This is a genomic window from Acidovorax sp. Leaf191 (assembly GCF_001424425.1).
Taxonomy (GTDB): domain Bacteria; phylum Pseudomonadota; class Gammaproteobacteria; order Burkholderiales; family Burkholderiaceae_C; genus Acidovorax.
On sequence record NZ_LMPT01000022.1, the window covers coordinates 1 to 24,802 of the forward strand.

Below are 24,802 nucleotides of genomic sequence, written 5' to 3' on the forward strand. Positions count from 1 at the left end.
GCTGAATCCGTCGGATCCAGATCAGCCTTGCTCACCCGAAGGGATCTGGCCGGTGCGCACAGCGTCGGCAGCCTGGGCACGCACGGCAGCGCGGTCGGCCGTGGACTTGTAGGTCACGACGCGCGAACCAGCGGGCTCGATGCTGCGGGTCTGGGCGACGCTCGAAGCTTCTGCAGCCACTTCGGCGCGGGTGCGGTTGGTTTCGAACTTGGACACATATTGCGAAGCGTCGGCTTCGTCGGCTTGGGCGCCAAAGGAAGCGAAGGCAGCGACAGCGGCGATGGAGAGGAAACGTGCGGTGTTGTTCATGATGAAAGTCCTTGAATTAAATGAGCGTCTCAAAAAAACCGGAGGGAAGACAAACAGGTCGGTGCTTCCTGCCGGGTTCGGTGAGTCGCCTTGCGGGTTCGGCTCATCGATGGGTTGAACTGTACGCGGATGAAGGCGGAAGAAAAACCACCGAGTCGCGAACTAACTGTTCCAGTATTGGAAACAATCCACCGGGAACTTTTGAGGGTTTACCCATGCCATAGGGCTGGCGATGGCTTCTGCAGGGGTTTTATGCTGGAAACCCCTTATGCGATTTCGGGACAGTGCCATCGTACAGAAGATCCCGCACCCGTGCCGCGCCGACCGGCGCAAGCCCTGTGCAAACCCCGGTCTTCCACTGCGCCATTCCCCCTTGATATAGCTCAAGCCCCGGCAGGGCTGGGGTATCCCTTGCGGGCTGTGCAGGTGGGCGAAGGTCTTATATTCGAAGGCCACCATTTGTGTCCTTTGCATGACCGACATTTCCGTACCGGCCGATATCGATACGGCAGACAGCCCCCATTACCTGCGCGCCCTGACCGAGATGGCCGACCGGCGTACCGTGGTGGCCGATGCCGCCATCTACACCGACAACGGCATCAAGCTGGTGGACAAGGGAGCGCGCATCGACAGCCGCCTGTACGACCGGCTCGTTCAGCACAAGCTGCGCGAGCCCATCGACCGGCATCTGTCCGTGGAGAACCCTGTGGATGTGGCCGCCTTGATGGCCGCGGGCCAGGCCTTGATCGAGCAGGAGCCCCTGCCCAACATGCTGGCCCAGGCCCTGGGCTCGGGCGCGCGGCTGCTCTCGCCGCTGCGCTCGGTGCCGCTGCCGCCCTCCATGGCCTGCAAGCTCACGGTCATGCGCGAGCAGCGCCCGGAGCTGTTCCAGCATGGCCTGCAGATGATGACCGTGGCGCTGTTCCTGGGCTTGAAGACCGGCCTGGGCGAGCGCGATTGCGCCACCCTGGCGGCTGCGGCCCTGCTGCACGACCTGGGGGTGTTGCACATGGACCCGGCCTGGAGCGATCCGGACCACAAGGTGGTGGGCGTGCAGCGCAAGCACCTGGTGGCGCACCCCATCACCGCCATGCTCATGGTCCGTGACACCGGCGCCTACCCCAAAGCCGCGGAGGTGGCCGTGCTGGAGCACCACGAGCGCATGGACGGCAGCGGCTATCCGCGGGGCCTGGCGGGTGCGGACATCACGCCGCTGGGGCGCATTCTGCTGCTGGCCGAGGTGGTGGCCGCCTTCTACGAAAAGTACGATGACATGCCCGCGCAGCGCCTGTCGCTGGTGCTCCGGCTCAACCACCGCAAGTTTCCGGCGGCGCTGGTGGCCTGCATCCTGCCCTTGCTGCAGGAAGAGGTGGCGCGCGAATCCTCGCTGATGCCCTTGGGCCACGAGGCTCCGCGCCAGATCGAGCTGCTGGCCGAGGCCTTTGCCTACTGGGACAGCCTTAAGGCGGCCCTGCCGGGCGGTGCCAAGGTCTTGCCCGGCAGCGCATTTGCATTTGCCGACGCCCGCCTGCTGGCGCTGCAGAAGGCCCTGCTCGAATCCGGCTCCCACCCCCAGCAGCAAAGCGAACTCATGGCCCAGCTCGACGGCGATGCCATCGGCCTGGCCGAGGTGGCCCTGGTGGGCCGCGAAGCGCTGTGGCAACTGGAAAGCATCCTGAACGCCTGCCACCGCCGCTGGCCCCAACTGGCCGACCGTGCCACGCCACACGACACCGCCGTGGCCGACTGGTGCGACTGGGCCATCCGCAGGCTGTAGCAGGTGGGAGCGGGTGGGGGCGGCCTTGGCAACACTGGCGCAGGCCCGTTTTTTGTCATGCACGGAGAGCGGCGGACAAGACTCTTTTGGCGCCGTTGCCGCGCCCTGTTCGTGTTACCCGTATGACTACCCGTACTGCCTGCGACGTGGCGCCTGGCCAGAGCCGCTTCGCTGAATTTCGTGATCCGCTTTTATGGAGGGGTTTGCAATGATCGACCACACAGGCATCACTGTGTCAGAGCTCGGCCGCAGCCGGCAGTTCTATGAATCCGTCCTGTCCACGCTGGGCTATGGCGTGCGGCTGGCGCTGGAGGATGCCGTGGGCTTTGGCGCCCGGGAGCTCCAGCCCGGAGATGATCCGGGAGGGGATTTCTGGATTTCTGCAGGGCCGCCATTCACGCCGCGTTCGCACATCGCCTTTCGTGCGCACAGCGAGGCGCAGGTGGTTGCCTTCCACCAGGCGGCGCTGTTTGCGGGCGGCAGCGATAACGGCGCGCCCGGCCTGCGTCCCCAGTACCACGCACGCTACTTCGCGGCCTTCGTGCTGGACCCGGATGGCTACAACATCGAGGCAGTCTTTCATGGCGCAGCCCCTGCGGTGGCCTACAAAGCTTGAAGCGGGTGGGGCGGGTCCAGGCGCCTTGGGGTGCCAGGCGATCAGCAGCTTCAAGCCGTTCAGGGGGCAGGCCATTGAATCCCTTGAATCCCTTGATGGAGGCAAGGCGCTCGGAATAATCTGCTGAAATTTTGGGAGGTGCGGCAAAATACTGTGTATATTTACAGTATTGATGTTGTTGAAAGACGCTCCTTCCCATGTCTGCGCTGCGCATTCCCCGCCGGATGGCCGCATCCGACCTGCCGTCCGCCGTCCCCGGCGTCTGGCATGCGGATTCGCTGGGCGCGGGCTTGCAGTTGACGCAGCAGTCGGGTTATGCATTGCTCGACGCGCAACTGCCCGGGGGTGGATGGCCGGTGGGGGCGCTGAGCGAAGTGCTGCAGCCCTCGCCCGGCTGGCATGAATGGCAGCTTGTGCTGCCGGCACTGGCCCAGGCCGTGGCCTCACGCGACGGGGCTGTGGTGGGCGTGGCGCCGCCGTACGAGCCCTTTGGCCCGGTGCTGCAGGCACGCGGGCTGACGGCCCAGCGGCTGTGCCTGGTGCAGGCCGAGGGGGCTTCCGCGCTGTGGGCTGCGGAGCAGGCCTTGCGCTGCCGCGACGTGATGGCCGTGATGGCGTGGCTGCCCCAGGTGCAGCCAGCCGCGTTGCGCAGGCTGCAGCTGGCGGCCGCCCAGCATCAGCAGCTTCTGTGGGTCTTTCGGCCCGTGGCGGCGGCTCCGCAGGCGTCGCCAGCCTTGCTGCGGCTGCAAGTGCAGGCACCCACCCCGCAGGTTTTGCGCGAGCACGCTGCGCAGGGCGATGGCGTCCCGTTCCCTGCGATGCAGGTGCAGATTCTCAAACGCAGGGGGCCTCCGCTGATGCATGGCCTGTGCCTGCCCGGATGCCACCCCCGGCTGGCCCAGGAGCTTGCAGCGCAAGCCGCGCGCCAGCGTGCCGTCCACGAGGCCGCGCACGGCATGGCGGCGGTGGAACCCCAGGCTCCGGTGGTGGTGCCCGGTGCTGGCGTGGCTGCAACGCGCCCATTTGCCGGACCAGAGGGGAGGGGGCGTGCACTGGATCGCACTACCGTTGCCACGGTGGGAGGCTGATGCGCCCGCCACCCTGGCAGACGCCACGGCCGTGGGCTGGTGGGCGCTGCGCTTCACCCCCCGGGTCGCGCTGGTGGACGGCGATGCCTTGCTGCTGGAAGTCTCCACCACCGAGCGGCTGTGGGGTGGGCGGGACGCGCTGATGGCGCAGGTGGGCCAGGCGTGGTCGCTGGCGGCAGGTGGTGCTGCCGCTATAGGTGCGGGTGCGAAAGATTCTTCGGCTCCGCAGCCGCCTGGCCCTTCGCCCGTCTGGGGCTGCGGCCCCACCGCGCTGCTTGCGCAGGCGGTGCTGCGGATGGCCCTGGCGGGGCGTGCCTTGCCGGCCCGCATGCCGCAGGGCCTGCCGCTGCACACCTTGACGGCCCTGCGCCCTCACGTGGCCAGCCTGGAGCGCATGGGTTGCCGCACCTGGGGCTCCTTGCAGGCGCTGCCGCGCGCAGGGGTGGCGCGGCGCTTTGGTGCGGCCGTGCTGCAGGTGCTGGACCAGGCCCTGGGCCACGCGCCCCAGGCCCACAGCTGGCTGGAGCTGCCCGAGGCGTTCGTGCTGACCGCCGAGCTGCCCGCGCTGGCCGAGTCGGCCGATGCCTTGCTGTGGAGTGCCAGCCGCTGCCTGACGGTGCTGCAGGGCTGGCTGCAGGCGCGCCAGCAGGGCGCGCTGGGTCTGGAGCTGGCCTGGCGGCACGACCTGCGCCGGCTCGACGGGGTGGCGGTGCCTGCCACGCGCGCTCTGCAGGTGCGCACGGCGCAGGCCACGCAAGACACAGCCCACCTGCGGCGGCTGCTGTCCGAAAACCTGGCGCGCACCGCCATGGCGGCGCCGGCCAACCAGATCACGCTGCGCCTGCTCGACTCCGCACCGCTGCAGCAGCGCAGCGCCAGCCTGCTGCCGCCCGATGGCCGCAGCGGCGGCGGCAGCGATGCCGCGGGCGCGTCGGCCGAGGCCCTGCACCAGTTGCTCGAGCGGCTGTCCGCCCGCCTGGGGCCCGAGCGGGTGCTGGCCCCGGTGCTGCAGGCCGACCACCGCCCCGAGCGCATGCAGCAGTGGCGCCCTGCGGCCGAGGTACTGCGCGTGGCGACGGCGGCAGTCCGCGCTGCGGGCAGGGGCGCCGCGCTGCAGGCCCAGAACGAGTCGCTGGACGCCACGCCCGACGCGCTGCTGCAACCTACCTGGCTGCTGAATCCGCCCCGGCGTCTGGCGGTGCAGGGCAACCGGCCCTGCCACCACGGGCGGCTGCGGCTGCTCGATGGCCCTCACCGCTTCGAGGCGGGGTGGTGGTCCGCTGCCGACCAAGAGCAAAACCCTGCACATCCGGAGGCGGGCCTCGCCCTGCGCGACTACTTCGTGGCGCACAACGACGTGGCCGGGCTGGTGTGGGTGTTCCGCGAGCGCCTGGCACCGGTGCCCGATGACGCGCAGGCCGCAGCGCGCCCGCACCGCTGGTTCCTGCATGGCATCTTCGGTTGATGGGGCAGCAGGGGACATGGCCGTGGTGTGCTTGCCGCCATCCTGCAATAGTGCAGCCTGCATGGGGAGACGCGCATGAAACCGCCTGCGACCCCCAGCACCCGCGCTGCGGGCTTGCCGGACTACGCCGAGTTGCATTGCCTGTCCAACTTCAGCTTCCAGCGCGGTGCATCGCACCCGCAGGAACTGGTGGAGCATGCCGTCAAGCTGGGCTACCGGGCGCTGGCACTGACCGACGAATGCTCGGTGGCCGGCGTGGTGCGGGCGAAGGGGACGGCCGAGGAGTTGGGGCTGCACCTCATCGTCGGCAGCGAGTTCCTGTGGGGCGATGTGCGGCTGGTGGCCCTGGCGCGGGATGTGGAGGGCTGGGGCAATCTGTGCGAGTTCATCACGGCAGCGCGCAGGGCGGCACCCAAGGGCCAATACCACGTCGGCCCGTGCAGCCCTTTTGCGCTGCTGCAAGGCTGCGAGTTGCTGCTGGCGCCGATCCGTTCACGTTTTGATGCTTCTGATTTGATAGCTGTCAGCGCTTGCCTGGCAAGCGCAAGGGCACATTTTGATGCCAGTTTTGAAGGCCACGTCTGGCTGGCTGCCGAGCTGCACCTGGCCGCCAACGATGGGCTGTGGCTGGCCACGCTGCAGCAGGCGGGCGCGGCCCTGGGTCTGCCGCTGGTGGCTGCGGGCGACGTGCACATGCATGGCCGCTCGCGCAAGCCGCTGCAGGACGTGATCACCGCCGTGCGCCTGGGCCTCAGCGTGGGCGAATGCGGGTTCGCGCTGCAGCCCAACGCCGAACGGCACCTGCGCCGGCGCGTGCGGCTGGCGGGCCTGTATCCGCCGGACCTGCTGGCGGCCACGCTCACCGTGGCGGGGCGCTGCACGTTCAGCCTCAACGAGATCAAGTACCAGTACCCGCTGGAGACCGTGCCCGAAGGCATGACCCCGGGCCAGGCGCTGGCCTGGCTGGTGGAGTCGGGCGTGCAAGGTCATTACCCGGAGGGCGCACCCGACGCCGTGATGGCGCAGATCCGCAAGGAGCTGGACCTGATCACGTTCTGCCAGTACGAGATGTACTTCCTCACGGTGCACGACATCGTGCGCTATGCACGCAGCCGAGACATCCTGTGCCAGGGGCGCGGCTCGGCGGCGAATTCGGTGGTCTGCTACATGCTGGGCATCACCGCCGTGCCGCCGGAAAACTCCAACCTGCTGTTCGAGCGCTTCATCAGCAAGGAGCGCAAGGAGCCGCCGGACATCGATGTGGACTTCGAGCACGACCGGCGCGAAGAGGTCATCCAGTACATCTACGGCAAATACGGCCGCGACCGCGCCGCCATTGCGGCGGTGGTGACCACCTACCGCACCCGCAGCGCCCTGCGCGACGTGGGCAAGGCGCTGGGCGTGGCGCCAGTGCTGGTGGATGCGTTTGCCAAGGACCACCACTGGTTCGACGAGGAGATCGCGGCCGACCGACTGCAGGACCTGGCCCACGGTGTGGGGGCACCACTGCAGCGGCACACCGCGTTGCTCTGGCTGCAGCTGTCGGCGCAGCTCAAGGGATTCCCGCGCCACCTGAGCCAGCACGTGGGCGGCTTCGTGCTCACCCAGGGCAAGCTCACGCGGCTGGTGCCGGTGGAGCCTGCGAGCATGGAGGATCGCTCGGTCATCCAGTGGGACAAGGACGACCTCGACGACATGGGCCTGCTCAAGGTCGATGTGCTGGCCCTGGGCATGCTCAGCGCATTGCGCCGCTGCCTGAACCTGCGTGCCGCCCTGCGCGGCGAGCGCTGGGGACTCAAGGACATCCCACACGCCGACCCGGCCACCTACGACATGATCTGCGCGGCCGACACCGTGGGCGTCTTCCAGATCGAGAGCCGCGCGCAGATGAGCATGCTGCCGCGCCTGCAGCCGCGCGAGTTCTACGACCTGGTGGTGGAGGTCGCCATCGTGCGGCCGGGCCCCATCCAGGGGGGCATGGTGCACCCGTACCTGAAGGCGCGGGAACGCAGACGCCGTGGCGAGCCCCTGGAGTTGGAAAAACCCGAACTGGAAAGTGCCCTGGCGCGCACGCTGGGCGTGCCGATCTTTCAAGAGCAGGTGATGCAGATCGCCATGGTGGCCGCGGGCTTCAGCGCCGGCATGGCCGACGACCTGCGCCGATCCATGGCGGCATGGAAGCGCCGGGGTGGGGTGCACCGCTTCGAGCGCCCGCTCGTCGGCGGCATGGAGGCGCGTGGCTACCGCACGGAGTTCGCCCAGGCCATCTTCCAGCAGATGCTGGGCTTCGGCGAATACGGTTTTCCGGAGAGCCATGCCTACAGTTTTGCCCTGCTGGCCTACGCCAGCAGCTGGCTCAAGTGCCACGAGCCCGCGGCCTTTCTGGCGGCCCTGCTCAACTCGCTGCCCATGGGGTTCTACACCGCGTCGCAACTGGTGCAGGACGCGCGCCGCCACGGCGTGCGGGTGCTGCCCATCGATGTGACCCACAGCGAGGTCGACTGCACGCTGGAGGGTGACCTGGAGCACCTGCAGCCCCACAAGGGGCTGCCCGCGCCGCCCCTGCCACAACCCGCGGTGCGACTGGGCCTGCGCCTGGTGGCCAGCCTGCAGGGGGATGCTGCCGAGCGACTGGTGCAGACGCGCCTGGCGGGCCCCGCCTTTGCCAGCACCGAAGACCTGGCCCTGCGCGCGCAGCTGAGCCAGCAGGACCTGCAGGCCCTGGCTGCGGCCGATGCACTGGCCAGCCTGTCGGGCCACCGGCGCCAGCAGATGTGGGAGGCCGCCGCCCAGCATGCGGCACCGGCCCTGCTGCGCGACGTGCCGGTGCACGAGGCGCCGCTCGCGTTGCCCGCTGCGCCGGAAGGCGAAGAGATACTGTTCGACTACGCCGCCACCGGCCTTACGTTGCGTCGCCATCCGCTGGCCCTGCTGCGCCCGCGCCTGGTGCGCTGGCGGCTGCTGAGTGCGCTGCAACTGAACGCCATGCCCCACGGCCGCAAGGTGCGGGCCTGCGGTATCGTCACCGTGCGCCAGCGCCCGGGCACGGCCAAAGGCACCATGTTCGTCACCCTCGAAGACGAGACCGGTCCGGTCAACGTGATCGTGTGGCCTGCGTTGGTGGACGCCTGGCGCAATGCGCTGCTGCGCTCACAGCTGCTGGCGGTGGAGGGGATGTGGCAATGCAGCGTGCCGGAAGGTGGTGCGCCAGGCCAGGGCCATGGCCCGTCTTCATCATCGCCATCGCAGGGCCCGGCACCGATGGTGGTGCGCCACCTGGTGGCCCAGCGCTTCAAGGACATGACCCCGCTGCTCGGGCGCATGGCCCAGGCCCTGCAGGGCAGCCGGGATTTTCATTGAAGCGCGTTCGGGTGGCCCCGTGGACTTATCGCTCCAGCAGGTAGGTGTGCGGGTCGATGAAAAACGCCTTCTTGTAGCCCTGCGTGGAGCCATCGGCCTTCCACGGCGCGGGCAGCATCCGCACGATGGAATAGTGCAGGTGGGGCGGCTTGCCCTGCGCGTTGCCGCTGGCGCCCAGCGTACCGATGGCGCTGCCGGATGCCACCACAGACAAGGCCCCCGTCTGTATCGAATCCAGGTGCGCAAAGTAATGCAGTCGCCAGCGGGGCCCCAGCACCAGCACGACCTTGCCGCCTTTGGAGATCTCGCCCGTGTACAGAACAATGCCATCCGTGGTGCTCAGCACGGGCGTGCCCACCTTGCCGAAGATGTCGATCCCCTTGTGCACCCCCGACGTGCCCCAGGGCTCGAACCAGAAGGATCGGGGGTTCCAGTCCCGGGCCGATGCTCCGGCGACGGGGATGCGGATGCGCTCGGGGAGCAGCAGTCCGACCACGATGATGGCCAGCAGCCCCAGGCACAGGTTTCTTGCAATTTTCATGAACGGGCAACGCGTAAGCGCCTGGGCGCGAGAGCGCGATTATTCCGCCTGGCAGGAGACTGGCCAGGAGCAGGGCAGGAGTTGAGTGGCTGTAGCGCAGGGCAGGGCCGTGCGTGCAACCCCTATCCCGGCCTGCACGTGGGCTCAGCGCGCGGGCGCCGCCTTGCTGGCCGCCTGTCGCGCAGGTTGCGATGCGGTACCCGCTGCGCCCTGGCGGCCAGGCTTCACGGGCTGCTTGCCCAGGTCCAGCAGCGGCTTGCAATGCGTGTCGTCGTCGGCCGCGGGCACCGTGACCGGGACCAGCGCCAGCGCGACGGGGGCCACGGCCGCTGCCACCACCGCAGCGCCTGCGCGCAGCAGCAGGGGGCCCGCTTCCACGCCGACGTCGGGGTTTCCGAACGTGCCCTTCACGTACAGCGGCGAGCGCAGCGAGAAGAACTTCCACTCCAGCGACTCGGGCTTGATGCGCAGGTTCATCTCCTCGGTGCCCAGGTCGATCGTGCCGGTGGCCTCGATGATGGCGTCGTCGGTGCTCATCTTCACCACGCGCGTGGTGGCCAGGCCCTCCACCACCGTGAAGTCGGCCACCGCGCAGCGCAGGTGCACTTCTTTGGTATCGCCAAAAAGTTTGCCCACGACGATACTGCCCACGTTCAGCGCGGCCAGGTCCAGCATCTGCTTGCTCAACGTGCCCTCGCGCACGTACAGCCGCATCTCGCCGGTGCCTTGGCCCAGCAGCCCGGCCACGCTGTTGCCGGTGCTCTCCAGCGCGATGGCACCGTCCATGCGGCCAAAGCTCTTTTTCATGAGCTGCACCTTGGGGAACAGGGCCGACAACTGCAGGCCCTGCACGGTGCCGCGTATCTGGGCCTTGAGCGGGGGCGTGCGGCCGTCGATGCTCACTTGCGACTCGATCTTGCCCTCGGCCACGCCGAAGGTCAGCGGCGCGAGCTTGAGCTGTGCGTTTTCCATCACGGCGTGCACGCTCAGGTTTTCGAGCGGCAGGCTTTCGGGCCGGATGATGTGGCGGCCCTTGAACACGATGTCCATGTCCATGGCGTTCCAGCGCTCGGCCGCGAACTTGGAATCCGGCAGCACCTTGCCTTTGCCCACCCGTTCACGGCCGCGGTTGGCGTTGTCGGCCTTGCTGGTGCCGATGGTCGGGCCCAGGTCCGCCAGCCGCAGTTGGTTGGAGGTCATCGTGCCGGTCAGGCGCGGGCGCGGCTTGCCCGATGTGTACTTGAGCGAACCGTGCAGATCGCTCTGGCCCACCTTGCCGTCGAAGCCGTCGTATTGCCACACCGCACGTTCGGGCTCCAGGCTGCCGGTGAGGCGTCCGTCGGTCTCGAAGGGCGGCGTGTTGGGCAGCACCAGGCCGGTCACTTCGTACAGGTCGGCCATGCTGTCTGCCTTGAGCCGCACCTGGAAGTCCAGCCCCGACAATGCGCCCGGATTGGCAAGGATGCCTTCGGCCGACAGCACCACGCTGCCAGCGCTCGCGTCGATCTGCAGCGGGTAGTTCACCACCTTGTTGCGCAGGCTGATCACCTGGCCTGCACGCCCCTGGCCCTTGATCTGCGCCTTCAGGTAGCGGCCTTCCAGCTCGAACCGCAGGCCATAGGGTACGGGCGCGTGGCTGCCCGACGGCACGTTGGCCGGGGCGGATGCGGCAGCCACCGATGGGGCGACAGTACCCGAGGCCGCGCTGGCCGGTGCCGACGCCTTGGCCGTGGCAGGGTTGGCTGGGGCTGCCCGGCCGCCGGGGGCAGAGCGCTGCCGCGGCAGCTCGGGCGCGGTGGTGTCCAGGCGGACCCGCACATCCAGGTCTTTGATCCCGTCCGCGTAGCCGATGACCCCCTGGTGCACGATCAGGCGGTCCACATCGAACGACCAGCCACTCGGTGGCCCATCCTTGCGCTGGAAGGTCCAGTTGTTGTTGCCGTCGGCCGAGCGCGCCAGTGCGATGTCCGGACCGGTGAGGTCCACGGTGTCGATCGCCACGTGCTTGCCCAGCAGAGGCCAGAGACTGAGCGTCGCGGTGGCGCTGCCGATGCGGGCCATCTGGGCCGGGGCTTCGGCGTCCTTGTTCGACGGGCCGGCCTTGCCGGGCGCTGGCTTGCCATCGGCGCGCCGAAAGGGCGCAACGAAGGCATCGGGGTTGTCCATCACGAGGTTGTCTGCCTTGACAGCGACACCGGGCAACCAGCGCTGCCATCCGTCCTCCAGCGGCTGAGGCCAGCGCCAGTCGACCGACAGATCCCCTTCGATCGCAAAATTCCGCCCCGTGGCTTCGCTCACCTTCGCATTCACCCAGGGTTTGGCGCGGTTCCAGTCCATCACTGCGACCACGATGGCCAGCACCACCAGCACGGCGAGCACCAAGCCCAGCAGCCACAGGCCCCAGACCGCCGCCCGTTGCAAAGGGCCGCGCGCCATGCGCCGGGCAGCTGTGTCCGAAGCTGGCGGGCGGGCGGGAGAAGGATGGATGGAGTCGGAGGGCATGCAGCGAAAGTAGTGGAGGAATTTTTTGCTTGAGGGGTGATGCGCCCTGGGCGGACTGGGGGCGGCTGCGCACGCCGGCCGCGCGGGACGGACGCCCGTGGGCTGCACCATGCCCCATGCTAGACCGCATCACCCCGTGCAGCGTCCCCGGCATGGCAACTGCCGCCCTTGTCCTACAGGGGCAGTTGCACCGCCTGCGCCCCTAGAATGCGCGCCATGCACAACCCCCGCCACCCTTACGCCCCGCCCCCGCGCGACGGTGTGGGTGCCAGCTGCGTGGTGCTGCCCAACCAGGGCGCGGGCAGCATGCTCGACTTTCTGGCGCAACGGCTGCAGGCTGTATCGCGCGAAGAATGGCTGCGTCGCCTGGACGCTGGCGATGTGGTGGATGAGCGCGGGCAGACCGTGGCGCCCGACAGGCCCTTCGAGGGCGGCCTGCGGGTGTACTACTACCGCAGCCTGGGCGACGAGCCCGCGCCACCGTTTTCCGAGACCGTGCTGTACCAGGATGAGCACTTGGTGGTCGCCGACAAGCCGCACTTCATGCCGGTCACTCCATCGGGCCGCTACCTGCACAGCACGCTGCTGGTGCGGCTGAAGCGCCGGCTGGGCCTGCAAGAGCTCTCCCCCCTGCACCGCATCGACCGCGACACGGCGGGTCTGGTGCTGCTGTCGGTGCAGCAGCGCACGCGGGGGGCCTACCAGGCGCTGTTCAGGGACCGGCAGATCACCAAGGATTACGACGCCATCGCGCCCTGGCGCGCCGGCATGACCTTCCCGTTCGAACACGCCAGCCGCCTGGAAGAGAGTCCGCAGTTCTTTCGCATGCAGGAAGTGCCGGGCGAGCCCAACAGCCTGACCCGCATCGACGTGCTGGAAGTGGCCGGCCCCTGGGCGCGCTACCGGCTGTCCCCCGTGACCGGCAAACGCCATCAGTTGCGCGTGCACATGGCGGCGCTGGGGCTGCCGCTGCGCAACGATCCGTTCTACCCCGTCGTCAATGACCCGCCCGAGGGCGATTATTCAAAACCTCTGCAGTTGCTGGCACGGTCTCTCGAGTTCCGGGACCCTGTCACGGGTGGTATGCGCAGGTTCGAGACCACCCAGTCACTGCCACTGGGCTGAGCACTGTCAGGCCCTGCCGAGACACCGAACGGCAGTGGTGTGTCTTGCATGCCCTGGGGCCATGGGGTGTGGCCGGCAGTCGGCAGCCCCATTGCAGCGATCAATACAAGGGTTTTCCCTATGTCTGCAATGGCCATTGCACGTGCGTGGTTTTGTAATTAGCAGTAGATGCGGTACTTTTAGCGACCAAGACGCACATCACTGCATAAATTACAGAAAAGCACAAGATGATTTCATCAGACATTCGCCATTCCGTGGCTTTCAAGCTGTCGCTCACAGCCTTGCTCAGCCTGCTCGTGGTGTTGCTGGTGACCATGGGCTTTGTCAGCGTGCTCTTGTGGAAGGATTTCGGGCGGCTGTCGCGCGACGACGGCGTGCAGTACGCGGCCCAGGTGCGCACGCTGGTGCAGTCGTTCGATGAAACGGCGCAAGAGCAGGCCAAGCGCGATTTCGGACTGTTCAAGTCCAGCCTCTCGGGCAAATTCGAAGTGAGCGAAACACCGGGCGCCGACGGCAAGCCCGAAGCGGTGCTCTCGTTGGAAGGCGCACCCTTGAACGGCGACTTCCAGGCGGTGGACAAATTCACCAAGGACAGCATGGGCGGCGTGGCCACCATCTTCGCGCGCTCGGGCGACGACTTCATCCGCGTCACGACCTCGCTCAAGAAGCAGGACGGAGACCGCGCCTACAAGACGCTGCTGGACCGCAAGCACCCTGCCTACGCGCTGATGAATGAAGGCAAGACCTACATCGGCCGCGCCAACCTGTTCGGCCGCGACTACATGACGGTGTACGAGCCCATCCGCGACGGCAACCGCACCATCGGGATCTTGTTCACCGGCTCGGACATGGGCCCCATCCTGGCCAAACTCAATGCCGTGATGGCCGGGCAAAAGCTCTACGCCACCGGCGCGGTCTACTCGGTCAGCCTGGCGGCGGGGCCATCGCGGGGCAATGTGTTCGGCCTGGCAGGTGCGCCGGTCAAGCTCGACGAGAAAGACGGCGATGCCAAGGCCTGGCTGGCGTCGCTCGAGGGCATCGAGCAGACCGGTTCGTTCGAATCCAGCTGGTCGCCCCGGCGCACTGGCGCAGGCGACACCGCGCAGCGCTTCGTGGCGGTGGAGCGCTACAAGCCCTGGAACCTGGGCATCGTGGCCGAAGCGCCGCTGTCCGAAATGATGCAGGAGGCGCGCACCGTGCTCACCTGGCTGTGGCTGGGTGTGCTGGTGGCGCTGGCGCTGCTCACGGTGGTGCTGGTGTTCGTCACGCGGCGCCTGGTGGGCGCTCCGGTGCAGCAACTGAGCACCGCGCTGGGCTACCTGGCCCAGGGCGACTTGTCGCATGCGGTGTCGGTGCGCTCGCGCGACGAGATCGGTACGCTGGCCGAGGCCATGGAGGGCTTTCGCCGGCGCCTGGTCGAGAGCCTGAGCACCGTGCGCACCAGCGCCGACAGTGTCTCCGCCGCCAGCACCGAAATCGCCCAGGGCAACCAGGACTTGTCGGGTCGCACCGAAAGCCAGGCCAGCTCGCTGGAGCAGACCGCCGCCAGCATGGAGCAGCTGGGCGCCACCATCCGGCACAACGCAGACAACGCGAGCCAGGCCAACCAGCTCGCGGTGGGCGCCAGCCAGGTGGCCACGCGCGGCGGCGAGGTCGTCTCGCAAGTGGTGTCCACCATGCAGGACATCCATGCCAGCAGCAACCGCATCAGCGACATCATCGGCGTGATCGATGGCATCGCCTTCCAGACCAACATCCTGGCGCTGAACGCCGCCGTGGAAGCCGCCAGCGCCGGTGACCAGGGCCGGGGCTTTGCGGTGGTGGCTGCCGAAGTGCGCAACCTGGCCCAGCGCACCGCGGCGGAGGCCAAGTCGATCAAGGAACTGATCGGCGCCAGCAGCGCCATGGTGCAGCAGGGCTCTGCCCTGGCCGACCAGGCGGGCACCACCATGCAGGAGGTGGTCGGCGCCATCCGCCGCGTGGCCGACATGGTGGCCGAGATCAGCTCTGCCAGCCGCGAGCAGACCGCGGGCGTGGGGCAGGTGGGCGAGGCGGTGACCCAGCTGGACCAGACCACGCAGCAGAACGCCGCCCTGGTCGAAGAAATGGCCGCTGCCGCCAGCAGCCTGCGCACGCAGGCGCAGCACATGGTGTCGGCGGTGGCGCAGTTCAATCTGGGCGGGGCAGGGCATGCGGGCGGCTCGCCATCGCTGTCGCTGCCGTCGTCCGCGCCGGCGCAGCGCTGAGCGGCGCCCGACCCCACCCCGGGGTCAACCCCGCACGGCGGTGGCCTTTGAGGCTGCCGCGTATTGCCCGGGCGTTTGCCCCAGCACCTTGCGAAACGCCGTCCCCATGTGCGACAGGTGGGTGAAGCCGCAGTCCAGTGCGATGGACGCCAGCGGCTCGGTGCCGCGCCGCAGCAAGGCGCGGGCGGCCTGCACGCGCGTCTCGACGATGAAGGCATGGGGCGTCATACCCACGAGCCGCGTGAATTCACGCAGGAAACGCAGCGGCGATTTGCCCTCGGCCAGCGCCAGTTGCGCAATCGTCAAGGGCTGGGCGTAGTCGCTGGCGATGCGGTCCAGCACACGCGCGTAGAGCGGGCGCAGCGGCCGGTCGGCGTGCGTTGCGTGGCTGGCGGTCTCGCTCAGGCCTGCCCAACCCACAAAGCCCCAGGCCGCCTGTTCGATGGCCAGCGCGTCGGGTGCGGGCGCCAGCGCAAGGCGGCGCAGATGCCGGGCTGCCGCTAAGGCCTGCGCATGGCCCATCCAGTGAACGCGGCGCTGCGTGCCGCCCAAGTGCCTGGCAGGCTCCATGCCGCCGCCACTCCAGCGCACCACCAGGTATTCGCCGCCCGTCGCGGACTCGGAAAAAACATCCACGCCGGGCGGTGTGTAGGCCAGCGTGCCGGGCCAGGTGTCGAAGTCCTCCCGACGGTCGGAGCCGATCGCGTGCACGCCCCGTTGGCGCTCCAGCGCCATGCCCACGGAATGCGTGCGCACCGGGTCGCTGGCGCTGTACGGCCTGCGGCTGAGCAGCGCCACCTGCAGGTCCTGCAGGGCGGTGGCATCCACAAAGAGGGGGTGGTCTGGCATCTCGGAGACGGGGCGCCAGGGTGGCGCGGCTGAAATTCCATGATATACGCCCGCCACATGCCCGTGGACACTGCCGGCATGAACACCCCCGCACACCAGGGCAGCGAGAGCCCCCGCACCATCGGCCTCATCGGCGGCATGAGCTGGGAATCCAGCGCCGAATACTACAAACTCATCAACCAGGAAGTGCGCAGCCGCCTGGGGCCGCTGCGCTCGGCCAGCCTGCTGATGTTCAGCGTCGACTTCGGGCCCATCGAGCAGGCGCAACACGCAGGCCGCTGGGACGACCTGGCCGGCATGCTGGAGGACGCCGCCAGGCGTTTGCACCGCGGCGGCGCGGACTGCGTGGTGCTGTGTACCAACACCATGCACAAGGTGGCAGACCGTATCGTGGCGGCGGTGCCCATTCCCTTCTTGCACATCGCCGACCCGGTGGGGCGCGAGGCCACACGCACCGGGGCGCAAGTGCTGGGCCTGCTGGGCACGCGCTTCACGATGGAGCAGCCCTTCATGCGCGATCGCCTGGCGCGTGACCACGGCCTGCAGGTGCTGGTGCCGGACGAGCCGGACCGCGCCGAAGTGCACCGCATCATCTACGAAGAGCTCTGCACGGGCGTGGTCCGCGATGCATCCCGCAAGACCTACCAGCGCATCATCGAGTCGCTGGCGCAGCGCGGTGCGCAGGCCGTGGTGCTGGGCTGCACCGAGATCACGCTCCTCATCCAGCCGCAGGACAGCGTGCTGCCCGTGCTGGACACCACGCGCCTGCATTCGCAGGCGGCGGTGGACTTTGCGCTCGGGGGCCGCTGATCCATCACCGCCATCCGCACAGGGGCCGGGTGCCCATCACATGAAGATGCGGCGAATGCCTGCACGAAGAGGCTGTGTCGTAGGCAATGATCCGAGGTTCATTCACCTTCCACAGCCTCGTGCTGCAGCGCCCCATGCCCAAATCCTCGCCCATTGCAACGGACCCTTCTGCTCGCGGCATGGTGCGCGTGCGCGGAGCCCGCGAGCACAACCTCAAGGATGTGGATGTGGACATCCCGCGCGATGCGCTCGTGGTGTTCACGGGCGTGTCAGGCTCGGGCAAGTCGTCGCTGGCCTTTGGCACCCTGTTCGCCGAGGCGCAGAGACGCTACCTGGAGTCCGTCGCGCCCTACGCACGCCGCCTGATCGTGCAGGCCGGCGTGCCGCAGGTCGACAGCATCGAGGGCCTGCCCCCCGCCGTGGCGCTGCAGCAGCAGCGCGGCACGCCCAGCACGCGGTCGTCCGTGGGCAGCGTCACCGGCATATCGACCCCGCTGCGCATGCTGTACTCGCGCGCCGGCCGCTACCCCGCAGGCCAGCCCATGCTGTATGCGGAAGACTTTTCGCCCAACACGCCGCAGGGCGCCTGCCCGCATTGCCATGGACAGGGGCGCGTGTACGAGGTGACCGAGCAATCGATGGTGCCCGACGATTCGCTGACCATCCGCGAACGTGCCGTGGCCGCCTGGCCCACCGCGTGGCAGGGGCAGAACCTGCGCGACATCCTGACCACCCTGGGCCACGACGTGGACACGCCGTGGCGCGACCTGCCCAAGAAGCTGCGCCACTGGATCCTCTTCACCGACGAGCAGCCCACCGTGCCGGTGTACGCAGGCTTCAGCGTGGCCGAAGTCAAGGATGCGATCCGCCGCAAGCTCACCCCCAGCTACATGGGCACCTTCACCGGGGCGCGCCGCTACGTGATGCACACCTTCGCCCACAGCCAGAGCGCGCTGATGAAAAAGCGGGTGGCGCAGTACATGGTGGGCACGCTGTGCCCGGTGTGCCATGGCAAGCGGCTCAAGACCGAGGCGCTGTCGGTCACCTTCGCCGGTCACGACATCGCCGCGCTGGCACAGCTGCCGCTCAAGGCGCTGGCCGACCTGCTCCGGCCCGCCGCAGAAGGCAGGTTGGGCGAGGGAGAGCCAGAGCTGAGCGGCCGCGCCACCCGCGCACGCAAAAAGCAGGCTGCCTCTGGCGATGCGCACGCGGCGGCACCCGACGTGCACCGCACGCACTGGCTGTCTGAAGAGAAAGTGATGGCTGCGCAGCGCCTGGCTGCAGAGGTGCACCGGCGGGTGCTGGCGCTGATCGACCTCGGCCTGGGCTACCTGTCGCTGGACCGGTCCACCCCCACGCTGTCGCCGGGCGAGCTGCAGCGGCTGCGGCTGGCGTCGCAGCTGTCGTCCCACCTGTTCGGCGTGGTCTACGTGCTGGACGAGCCCTCGGCCGGCCTGCACCCTGCGGACGGCGAGGCACTGCTGTCGGCCTTGCAAAACCTCAAAGCCGCCGGCAACTCGCTGTTCGTGGTCGAGCACGACGTGGCCACCATGCAGCGCGCCGACTGGCTGGTGGACGTGGGCCCGGCCGCTGGCGAAGGCGGCGGCGAGGTGCTCTACAGCGGCCCGCCCGCCGGCTTGGCGAAGATCGAGCGGTCGCAAACCCGGCGCTACCTGTTTGGCGACGGCCATGCAGGTCTTGGCGGAGGCGCTGCCCCGGTACACGCACCGCGCCAGGCCCAGGGCTGGTTGCAGCTGGAAGGCATCACGCGCAACAACCTGCAAGACCTGGATGTGGCTTTCCCCCTGCAGTGCATGACGGCGGTGACGGGGGTATCGGGCTGCGGAAAATCCAGCCTCGTGAGCCAGGCCCTGCTGGAGCTGGTGTCTGCGCGCCTGGGGCGCCCGGTGGTGGCAGACCCGGACGGCGATGCTGCCGACGCATCGGCTGGAGAAGGCGCAGGCTTTGGCTCCATCCCGCTGGCAACCGCCATGGCCGCCACAGCCGCAACAGGTCGCCTGGCCGCTGGCGGCGAGGGCATCAAACGCCTGGTGCAGGTGGACCAAAAGCCCATCGGACGCACGCCGCGCTCGAACCTGGCGACCTACACGGGCCTGTTCGACACCGTGCGCAAACTTTTTGCAGCCACACCGTCTGCGCGCAAGCGCCGCTACGACGCTGGGCGGTTTTCCTTCAATGTCGCCAAGGGGCGCTGCGAGACCTGCGAGGGCGAGGGCTTCGTGAGCGTGGAACTGCTCTTCATGCCCAGCGTGTACGCCCCATGCCCGGCGTGCCATGGCGCCCGGTACAACGCCGCCACGCTGGAGATCCTGTGGAACGGCCTGTCCATCGCCGATGTCCTGGGCCTCACGGTCGATGCGGCGTGCGACGTGTTTGCGCAAGAACCGCAGGTGCTGCGCCCCCTGGCCGTGCTGCGCGACATTGGCCTCGGCTACCTGCGCCTGGGCCAGCCCGCCACCGAACTCAGCGGAGGCGAGGCGCAACGCATCAAGCTGGCCACGGAGCTGCAGCGCCAGCAGCAGCGCGGCGGAACGCTGTACGTGCTCGACGAGCCCACCACCGGGCTGCACCCGGCCGACGTGGACCGCCTGCTCGCGCAGCTCGATGGCCTGGTCGAAGCGGGCAACACGGTCGTCCTGGTGGAGCACGAGATGCGCGTGGTGGCCGCCTGCGACTGGGTGATCGACCTGGGCCCCGGTGCGGGTGACGAGGGCGGGCACATCGTGGCGCAGGGGACTCCCCAGGCCGTGGCGTCGAACGCGGTCAGCCGGACGGCACCTTATCTGGCCAGGGCTTTGGGATGATTTGAATGTCGCATGGTCAGGGACGCTGATGCCACTTGATGGCTACCAACGGCATGCCTCGGTGGCCTTAGATGGGGTGTTTCTTTTTTTCGTTGAAATACTGTATAAGACGAATAAAAGGAACAAATTTCCGCCATGCTTGCTGACAGCCACTCCCAGCGCGTCCTTGATCTGGCCCAACAGAAGGGGCTGCTACGCGCCAGCGATCTGGTCGCTATCGAGGCACCGCGCATCGTCCTGACGCGCTTGACCGCTGCGGGCCTGCTCGACAAGGTGGGGCGAGGCCTTTACCGTCTGCCCAGCCACTCGGGGTCCGAGCACGAAGGCCTCGCGGCGGTCGCGACCAAAGTACCGCAAGGCGTTTTCTGCCTGCTGACCGCACTCCAATTCCATGAACTGACTACCCAACTTCCACGGCAGGTCTGGATCGCCATGCCGCGCGGCAGCCACGTTCCGCGCATCGAGTACCCCCCCATCAAAATGGTGCAGATGACGGGCGATGTCTACCTGGAGGGTATCGAAAATGTCGAGCGCGACGGTGTGAATCTGCGTGTGTACTGCGTGGCGAAGACCGTGGCCGACTGCTTCAAGCACCGCAACAAGATCGGACTGGATGTGGCGCTGGAGGCACTGAGGGAAGTACGTAGCAAGCGCCGAGCCACGGCGGACGACCTCTGGCGCTATGCAAAGCTGTGCCGCGTCGCCAACGTGATGCGTCCCTACCTGGAGGCCCTGGAATGAGTGATATCGCGGCGTCGGTTCGTGCCCGTTTGCTCAACATCGCCAAGACGCAGAACTCGGACTTCAATCAGGTGTTGGTGCGTTTCGCGCTGGAGCGCATTCTCTACCGCCTGACGCGATCGAAGCACGCGGATCGCTTTGTGTTGAAGGGCGCGCTGCTGTTCACGCTTTGGTACGACATGCCGCACCGGGCTACCCGTGATGCCGACTTGCTGGGCTTCGGTGCAAGCGATCTGGAGTCTGTCGCACGGGTTTTCCGCGAGATCGCTGCGGTCACTGTGGACGATGGCATCGTGTTCGATCCGGCCTCAGTCGCGGTCGAAGAAATCCGCAAGGACACAGGCTACGGCGGTGTTCGGGTGGTCATTGCGGGCGAACTGGCAAAGGCGCGTTGAAGAAGAACGATCTCGATCCGCAACCGCTCACTGCCATCGTGGCGAGGTTGCGAGAGACTTTGGTGCCAGCACTGAAGAGAGCAGCACCATGAATAGCACTGTGATTGCTCAAGGGGACTGAGCGCCCGCAGCTGGTTGTGTTTGGAGCGGGTGAAGGGAATCGAACCCTCGTATGAAGCTTGGGAAGCTGCCGTTCTACCATTGAACTACACCCGCGACGGCTGCGATTATAGGCAGCATCCGTGCAGGCCCCGGCCTCGGGTTGCGCCAAGCGCGCAAAACGCATATTCATAGCCGATCTTGTTGGTTGGGCCGATGGGCTGTGCGCCCTAAATTCCTTTCACCTGCTGCACACGGCGCAGGTTCTCTTCACAGACTTGGAAAGGACGCCCATGACCGCCCCACGCAACCCTTCGACACGTTCCACCTGGAGCGCCTGGCTTCGCACCTGTGTGGCGGGCAGCATGGTGGTATGGGGCGGGGCTGTGCTGGCTGCCACGCCCATCCCTGCCGGCCCGTTGGTCAGCACCGAATGGCTGGCGCAGAACCTGGACAACCAGCAGGTGCGCATTGTCGAGGTGAGCGTGAACCCGGGCCTGTACGAGCGGGGCCACGTGCCCGGCGCCGTCAACTTCTCGTGGCACCAGGACCTGAACGACCGCGTGCGCCGCGACATCGTGAGCAAGGAGGGCTTCGAGGCCCTGCTGTCCAAGGCGGGCGTCTCGCCCGACACCACCGTGGTGCTGTACGGCGACACCAACAACTGGTTTGCCGCCTGGGGCGCGTGGGTGTTCGACATCTACGGCGTGAAGAACGTCAAGCTGCTCGACGGGGGCCGCAAGAAGTGGGAGGCCGAGAACCAGCCGCTCAACAACCGCGTGCCCGAGTTCGCGGCCACCAGCTACAAGGTGGGCGCAGTCAACACGCAGTTGCGGGCCCGCTTGTCGGACGCGCTGGCCGCTGCCGAGGGCAAGACCAACGCGAAGCTGGTGGACATCCGCTCGGCCGACGAATACAGCGGCAAGATCTTTGCGCCGGCCGGCGTGCCGGAGCTGAGCATCCGCGCCGGCCACATCCCCGGCGCGGCCAACGTGCCCTGGGGCCAGGCGGTGAAGGAAGACGGCACCTTCAAGTCTGCCGACGAGCTCAAGAAGCTCTACGCCAACGCGGGCGTGGACGGCAGCCGGCCCATCATCACGTACTGCCGCATCGGCGAGCGCTCCAGCCACACTTGGTTCGCGCTGTCCAAGATCCTGGGCTACAACGTGAAGAACTACGACGGCTCCTGGACGGAATATGGCAATTCGGTCGGCGTGCCCATCAACAACCCGGCCGGCACCGTGTGGGCGGCCAAGTGAGGTGGACGGATTGAAGCGACGAGCGAGAGACAGCGAAAGTCACGGCTTTTGGTAGGGGGTCTCTTTTACAGCCCGCTTCGTGCGGGCTTTTTTTCTGCCTGGGACTTCGCGCTGTGCGGCATCTGTCCACGTCGTCTCAACGGCCCCACTGATCCATCCATCAATCTATGAGCTTTTCATTCCGATTTCCCTCTGCGACAGCATGGCTGGCCTTGACCCTGCTGGCCGCTCTGATCGCCGTCGCTCAGTGGCTGCAGGGCCAGGCGGGCGGGCGCACCCTGGTGTTTGCACTGGCCTGCGGTGCGGTGCTGGGCATCGTGCTGCAGCGATCGCGCTTTTGCTTTTACTGCCACGCACGCGACTGGTTCGAAGACCGCAACCCGCGAGGCATGCTCGCCATCGTGCTGGCGTTGGCTGTGGGCCTGTTGGGCTACACCGTGGTGCTGGGCAGCTGGCTGCCCGTGCCGCAGCCCGGCAAGCTGCCGCCGGACATGCACATCGGCCCGGTGAGCTGGGTGCTGCTGGCGGCGGGGCTGTCGTTCGGCGCGGGCATGGTGGTGTCGGGCTCGTGCATCAGTGCGCACTGGTACCGGCTGGCCGAGGGGTCCGTGGTGTCTCCGTTCGCGTTGGTGGGGTCGGTGCTTGGGTTCATCCTTGGCTTCAAGTCCTGGACCGGCCTGTACAGCGCCAGCGTGGCCGATGCGCCGGTGGTGTGGCTGCCGGCGCACCTGGGGTACGGCGGCGCCTTGCTGGTGCAGCTGGGCGTGCTCGCGCTGGTCGCCGCGTGGCTGTGGCGCGGCTTTGCGCGTGAGGCTGGCGGGGAACGTGCCGGCAGAGTCCCTCCGTTGCGCGAGGTGTGGCGCAGCCTTTGGACGGGGCGCTGGCACTACTGGGTGGGCGGGCTTGCCGTGGGCCTGATCGGTGCGTTCGCCATCGTGCGCATGCGGCCCCTGGGCGTGACGGCCACGCTGGGCGGTGCGGCACGGCAATGGGCGCAAGGGCAGGGGTGGATACCGGACCGGCTAGACGGGCTCGACGGCTTTGCGGGCTGCGCCACGCTGCCGCCGTCCACCTGGCTCACGCCCAATGCGCTGCTGCTGGCGGGGCTGGTGGCCGGGGCCTTCGTGGCGGCGCTGGCCAGCCGCCAGTTCGCGCCGCGCTGGCCCACCTGGCGCGATGCGGCGCGGGGCCTGTCGGGCGGGGTGCTGCTGGGGTGGGGTGCGATGACGGGCCTGGGCTGCACCATCGGCACCTTGCTGTCGGGCGGCATGGCGGGGGCGCTGTCGGGCTGGGTGTTTGGCGCTGCGGTGTTCTTTGCGGTGTGGGCGGGGCTGTGGGGCCGGCGCGTGGTCCGGCAGCGGGGCTTTGGCGCGCGTTGAGCCTGTTCGCCCAGGGCCTCTCAGGGCCTAAGTCCATGGCCTTCCTAGGGCCATTGCGGCCTGCGGTCCCGTGCGCGGTCACGGCGTTGGCTGACGCGCGAATACCGGTCACTGCGGCACGATGCCTGCTCGGCCCCGCGTGAGGGCCCACCGCGAGAGGGCATGAATGGCTTCGAAGGACACTGACGGCAAGGAACCCCGCACCGGCAAGGGGAGCGAAAAACAGGACGACAAGGACTCCAAGGCCCAGCGCGAGCTGGGCATCCTCGGCCCGCACGGCGACATGAGGCTGGCGTCCGTCATCATCAACGGCTATAGCCTGGAGCTGCGCGACCGCGAGAGCGACGGCTTCGTGGGCGACGTGGCCAGCGGTACCGCGTTTCGCCACATGCTCGATGCCTGGCGAAAGCTCGTCACCTCCATGTCAGGCAAGGACCCCTTCGGCAGCAAGGCCACGCGCGACTTCTCCAAGAAACAGCTGGACAAGCTGGCCGACAAGAACGACGACGCGGCGCACGCCCTGGAGCAGGCCGCCGAAGACTATGCACTGCAGCTGGCCGGCGTGGTGCAGCGCTTCATGAAGCAGCCCACCTGGCGCGATGTGGAGCGCGTCATCCTGGGCGGGGGCTTTCACCAGAGCGAGTTCGGCAGCCGCGCCATCGACCGGGTGCGCGACATCCTCAAGGCCGACAAGACCCCGGTGGAGCTGCACACGCTGCACCACCACGCCGACGAGGGCGGCCTGATCGGCTGGGTGCACCTGGCGCCACCGGCGCTGCTGCAAAGCTACGACGCGATCCTGGCGGTGGACATCGGTGGCACCAACGTGCGCTGCGGCATCGTGCAGACCCACCTGCACCGCGCGCCCGACATGTCGCTGGCCGAGGTGGTGCGCCGCGAAAAATGGACGCACAAGGACGACAGCCCGCGGCGCGATGAACTGGTCGAAGGCATCGCCGAGCGGCTGGAAGACCTGATCGCCCATGCCGAGAAAAAGAAGATCGCGCTCGCACCCTACATCGGCGTGGCCTGCCCCGGCCTGATCGTGGAAGACGGCTCCATCGCCGGGGGCACGCAGAACCTGCCCGGCAACTGGGAGAGCACCCGCTTTCACCTGCCGCGCGACCTGTGCGAACGCCTGCCCACCATCGGCCACGGCCGCACCCAGGTGTGCCTGCACAACGATGCGGTGGTGCAGGGCCTGTCGCAACTGCCCTTCACGCAGGACGTGAGGCGCTGGGCGGTGCTGACCGTGGGCACGGGGCTGGGCAATGCAAGCTACACCAACCGGTCACCGGTCGGTGATGAGTGAAAATTTGAATAAGAAATGCCGCTCGCGCGCGGTGCGCAAGCGGCAGTAGCTATCGAAATGATAGTGATCGGCGCAGGGCACACGGCCCTACGCTGACGCGGCCG

General features: G+C 67.9%; 18 protein-coding genes and 1 tRNA gene. 14 read left to right on the top strand and 5 right to left on the bottom strand.

The window, feature by feature from the left end; genetic code table 11:
* Positions 1 to 21: 21 nt before the first annotated feature.
* The gene (locus ASG27_RS22505; RefSeq protein ID WP_056168637.1) at positions 22 to 309 is read right to left on the bottom strand and encodes a hypothetical protein; all 288 of its coding nucleotides are present in this window, start codon (positions 307 to 309) and stop codon (positions 22 to 24) included.
* 472 nt (positions 310 to 781) lie between these two features.
* On the opposite strand from ASG27_RS22505, the gene ASG27_RS22510 reads away from it, so the two are divergent.
* From ASG27_RS22510 to ASG27_RS22530, 5 genes are all read left to right on the top strand, one after another.
* Complete coding sequence (locus tag ASG27_RS22510; protein WP_056421479.1) at positions 782 to 2,086, top strand: HD-GYP domain-containing protein; 1,305 nt, start codon at positions 782 to 784, stop codon at positions 2,084 to 2,086.
* Between the two features lie 208 nt (positions 2,087 to 2,294).
* Positions 2,295 to 2,702 carry a VOC family protein gene (locus tag ASG27_RS22515; RefSeq protein WP_056421478.1) on the top strand — a complete coding sequence of 136 codons (408 nt, stop codon included), beginning with the start codon at positions 2,295 to 2,297 and terminating at the stop codon, positions 2,700 to 2,702.
* A 197-nt stretch (positions 2,703 to 2,899) separates the two neighbouring features.
* A complete protein-coding gene (gene imuA, locus ASG27_RS22520; protein WP_082486116.1) occupies positions 2,900 to 3,790 on the top strand; it encodes a translesion DNA synthesis-associated protein ImuA in 891 nt (296 codons plus the stop codon).
* On the top strand, positions 3,750 to 5,255 hold the full coding sequence (locus ASG27_RS22525) for a Y-family DNA polymerase (RefSeq protein ID WP_056421477.1): 1,506 nt from the start codon (positions 3,750 to 3,752) through the stop codon (positions 5,253 to 5,255). Before imuA ends, ASG27_RS22525 begins: the two co-directional genes overlap by 41 nt.
* Before the next feature lie 75 nt (positions 5,256 to 5,330).
* Positions 5,331 to 8,615 (top strand): error-prone DNA polymerase, encoded by a 3,285-nt coding sequence (locus ASG27_RS22530; protein WP_056421476.1) that lies wholly within the window; start codon positions 5,331 to 5,333, stop codon positions 8,613 to 8,615.
* A gap of 25 nt (positions 8,616 to 8,640) precedes the next feature.
* On the opposite strand, the gene ASG27_RS22535 is transcribed toward ASG27_RS22530, so the two are convergent.
* Both ASG27_RS22535 and ASG27_RS22540 read right to left on the bottom strand, forming a co-directional pair.
* Complete coding sequence (locus ASG27_RS22535; RefSeq protein WP_056421475.1) at positions 8,641 to 9,156, bottom strand: M23 family metallopeptidase; 516 nt, start codon at positions 9,154 to 9,156, stop codon at positions 8,641 to 8,643.
* A gap of 144 nt (positions 9,157 to 9,300) precedes the next feature.
* Positions 9,301 to 11,658: an AsmA family protein gene (locus tag ASG27_RS22540; protein WP_082486117.1), complete on the bottom strand. Its 2,358-nt coding sequence runs from the start codon at positions 11,656 to 11,658 to the stop codon at positions 9,301 to 9,303.
* 216 nt (positions 11,659 to 11,874) lie between these two features.
* Here ASG27_RS22540 and ASG27_RS22545 point away from each other — a divergent pair, with 216 nt between their 5' ends.
* Together ASG27_RS22545 and ASG27_RS22550 are read left to right on the top strand one after the other, a co-directional pair.
* Complete coding sequence (locus ASG27_RS22545; RefSeq protein WP_056421502.1) at positions 11,875 to 12,783, top strand: pseudouridine synthase; 909 nt, start codon at positions 11,875 to 11,877, stop codon at positions 12,781 to 12,783.
* A gap of 227 nt (positions 12,784 to 13,010) precedes the next feature.
* The gene (locus ASG27_RS22550) at positions 13,011 to 15,029 is read left to right on the top strand and encodes a methyl-accepting chemotaxis protein (RefSeq protein ID WP_056421473.1); all 2,019 of its coding nucleotides are present in this window, start codon (positions 13,011 to 13,013) and stop codon (positions 15,027 to 15,029) included.
* 24 nt (positions 15,030 to 15,053) lie between these two features.
* Here the strand turns inward: ASG27_RS22550 and ASG27_RS22555 are convergent, their stop codons facing one another.
* Entirely contained in the window at positions 15,054 to 15,878 is an 825-nt protein-coding gene (locus ASG27_RS22555; RefSeq protein ID WP_056421472.1) for a helix-turn-helix domain-containing protein, read from the bottom strand.
* Positions 15,879 to 15,956: 78 nt separating this feature from the next.
* Here ASG27_RS22555 and ASG27_RS22560 point away from each other — a divergent pair, with 78 nt between their 5' ends.
* The 4 genes from ASG27_RS22560 (at position 15,957) to ASG27_RS22575 (ending at position 20,649) form a co-directional block, all read left to right on the top strand.
* Positions 15,957 to 16,688 (top strand): aspartate/glutamate racemase family protein, encoded by a 732-nt coding sequence (locus tag ASG27_RS22560; protein WP_056421501.1) that lies wholly within the window; start codon positions 15,957 to 15,959, stop codon positions 16,686 to 16,688.
* Between the two features lie 134 nt (positions 16,689 to 16,822).
* On the top strand, positions 16,823 to 19,513 hold the full coding sequence (locus ASG27_RS22565; protein WP_056421500.1) for an excinuclease ABC subunit UvrA: 2,691 nt from the start codon (positions 16,823 to 16,825) through the stop codon (positions 19,511 to 19,513).
* Between the two features lie 135 nt (positions 19,514 to 19,648).
* Entirely contained in the window at positions 19,649 to 20,254 is a 606-nt protein-coding gene (locus tag ASG27_RS22570; RefSeq protein WP_056421471.1) for a type IV toxin-antitoxin system AbiEi family antitoxin domain-containing protein, read from the top strand.
* Entirely contained in the window at positions 20,251 to 20,649 is a 399-nt protein-coding gene (locus tag ASG27_RS22575) for a nucleotidyl transferase AbiEii/AbiGii toxin family protein (protein ID WP_427244227.1), read from the top strand. The genes ASG27_RS22570 and ASG27_RS22575 overlap by 4 nt, the downstream gene beginning before the upstream one ends.
* Before the next feature lie 142 nt (positions 20,650 to 20,791).
* On the opposite strand, the gene ASG27_RS22580 is transcribed toward ASG27_RS22575, so the two are convergent.
* Positions 20,792 to 20,865: transfer RNA gene (locus ASG27_RS22580), tRNA-Gly, on the bottom strand.
* Between the two features lie 248 nt (positions 20,866 to 21,113).
* Between ASG27_RS22580 and ASG27_RS22585 the strand changes: the two genes are divergently transcribed.
* The 3 genes from ASG27_RS22585 (at position 21,114) to ASG27_RS22595 (ending at position 24,698) form a co-directional block, all read left to right on the top strand.
* Positions 21,114 to 22,007 (top strand): sulfurtransferase, encoded by an 894-nt coding sequence (locus ASG27_RS22585; protein ID WP_156370952.1) that lies wholly within the window; start codon positions 21,114 to 21,116, stop codon positions 22,005 to 22,007.
* 167 nt (positions 22,008 to 22,174) lie between these two features.
* The gene (locus tag ASG27_RS22590; RefSeq protein WP_056421469.1) at positions 22,175 to 23,386 is read left to right on the top strand and encodes a YeeE/YedE family protein; all 1,212 of its coding nucleotides are present in this window, start codon (positions 22,175 to 22,177) and stop codon (positions 23,384 to 23,386) included.
* 166 nt (positions 23,387 to 23,552) lie between these two features.
* Complete coding sequence (locus tag ASG27_RS22595; RefSeq protein WP_056421468.1) at positions 23,553 to 24,698, top strand: ROK family protein; 1,146 nt, start codon at positions 23,553 to 23,555, stop codon at positions 24,696 to 24,698.
* The last annotated feature ends 104 nt before the right edge of the window (positions 24,699 to 24,802 follow it).

Excerpts from the sequence above, each read along its gene's own strand:
- ASG27_RS22570 (WP_056421471.1), top strand. The coding sequence starts at position 19,649 with ATGCTTGCTGACAGCCACTCCCAGCGCGTCCTTGATCTGGCCCAACAG.
- ASG27_RS22595 (WP_056421468.1), top strand. The coding sequence starts at position 23,553 with ATGGCTTCGAAGGACACTGACGGCAAGGAACCCCGCACCGGCAAGGGG.
- ASG27_RS22515 (WP_056421478.1), top strand. The coding sequence starts at position 2,295 with ATGATCGACCACACAGGCATCACTGTGTCAGAGCTCGGCCGCAGCCGG.
- ASG27_RS22560 (WP_056421501.1), top strand. The coding sequence starts at position 15,957 with ATGAACACCCCCGCACACCAGGGCAGCGAGAGCCCCCGCACCATCGGC.
- ASG27_RS22505 (WP_056168637.1), bottom strand. The coding sequence starts at position 309 with ATGAACAACACCGCACGTTTCCTCTCCATCGCCGCTGTCGCTGCCTTC.
- imuA (WP_082486116.1), top strand. The coding sequence starts at position 2,900 with ATGTCTGCGCTGCGCATTCCCCGCCGGATGGCCGCATCCGACCTGCCG.
- ASG27_RS22530 (WP_056421476.1), top strand. The coding sequence starts at position 5,331 with ATGAAACCGCCTGCGACCCCCAGCACCCGCGCTGCGGGCTTGCCGGAC.
- ASG27_RS22590 (WP_056421469.1), top strand. The coding sequence starts at position 22,175 with ATGAGCTTTTCATTCCGATTTCCCTCTGCGACAGCATGGCTGGCCTTG.
- ASG27_RS22540 (WP_082486117.1), bottom strand. The coding sequence starts at position 11,658 with ATGCCCTCCGACTCCATCCATCCTTCTCCCGCCCGCCCGCCAGCTTCG.
- ASG27_RS22585 (WP_156370952.1), top strand. The coding sequence starts at position 21,114 with ATGGTGGTATGGGGCGGGGCTGTGCTGGCTGCCACGCCCATCCCTGCC.
- ASG27_RS22565 (WP_056421500.1), top strand. The coding sequence starts at position 16,823 with ATGCCCAAATCCTCGCCCATTGCAACGGACCCTTCTGCTCGCGGCATG.
- ASG27_RS22510 (WP_056421479.1), top strand. The coding sequence starts at position 782 with ATGACCGACATTTCCGTACCGGCCGATATCGATACGGCAGACAGCCCC.
- ASG27_RS22550 (WP_056421473.1), top strand. The coding sequence starts at position 13,011 with ATGATTTCATCAGACATTCGCCATTCCGTGGCTTTCAAGCTGTCGCTC.
- ASG27_RS22535 (WP_056421475.1), bottom strand. The coding sequence starts at position 9,156 with ATGAAAATTGCAAGAAACCTGTGCCTGGGGCTGCTGGCCATCATCGTG.
- ASG27_RS22575 (WP_427244227.1), top strand. The coding sequence starts at position 20,251 with ATGAGTGATATCGCGGCGTCGGTTCGTGCCCGTTTGCTCAACATCGCC.
- ASG27_RS22555 (WP_056421472.1), bottom strand. The coding sequence starts at position 15,878 with ATGCCAGACCACCCCCTCTTTGTGGATGCCACCGCCCTGCAGGACCTG.
- ASG27_RS22545 (WP_056421502.1), top strand. The coding sequence starts at position 11,875 with ATGCACAACCCCCGCCACCCTTACGCCCCGCCCCCGCGCGACGGTGTG.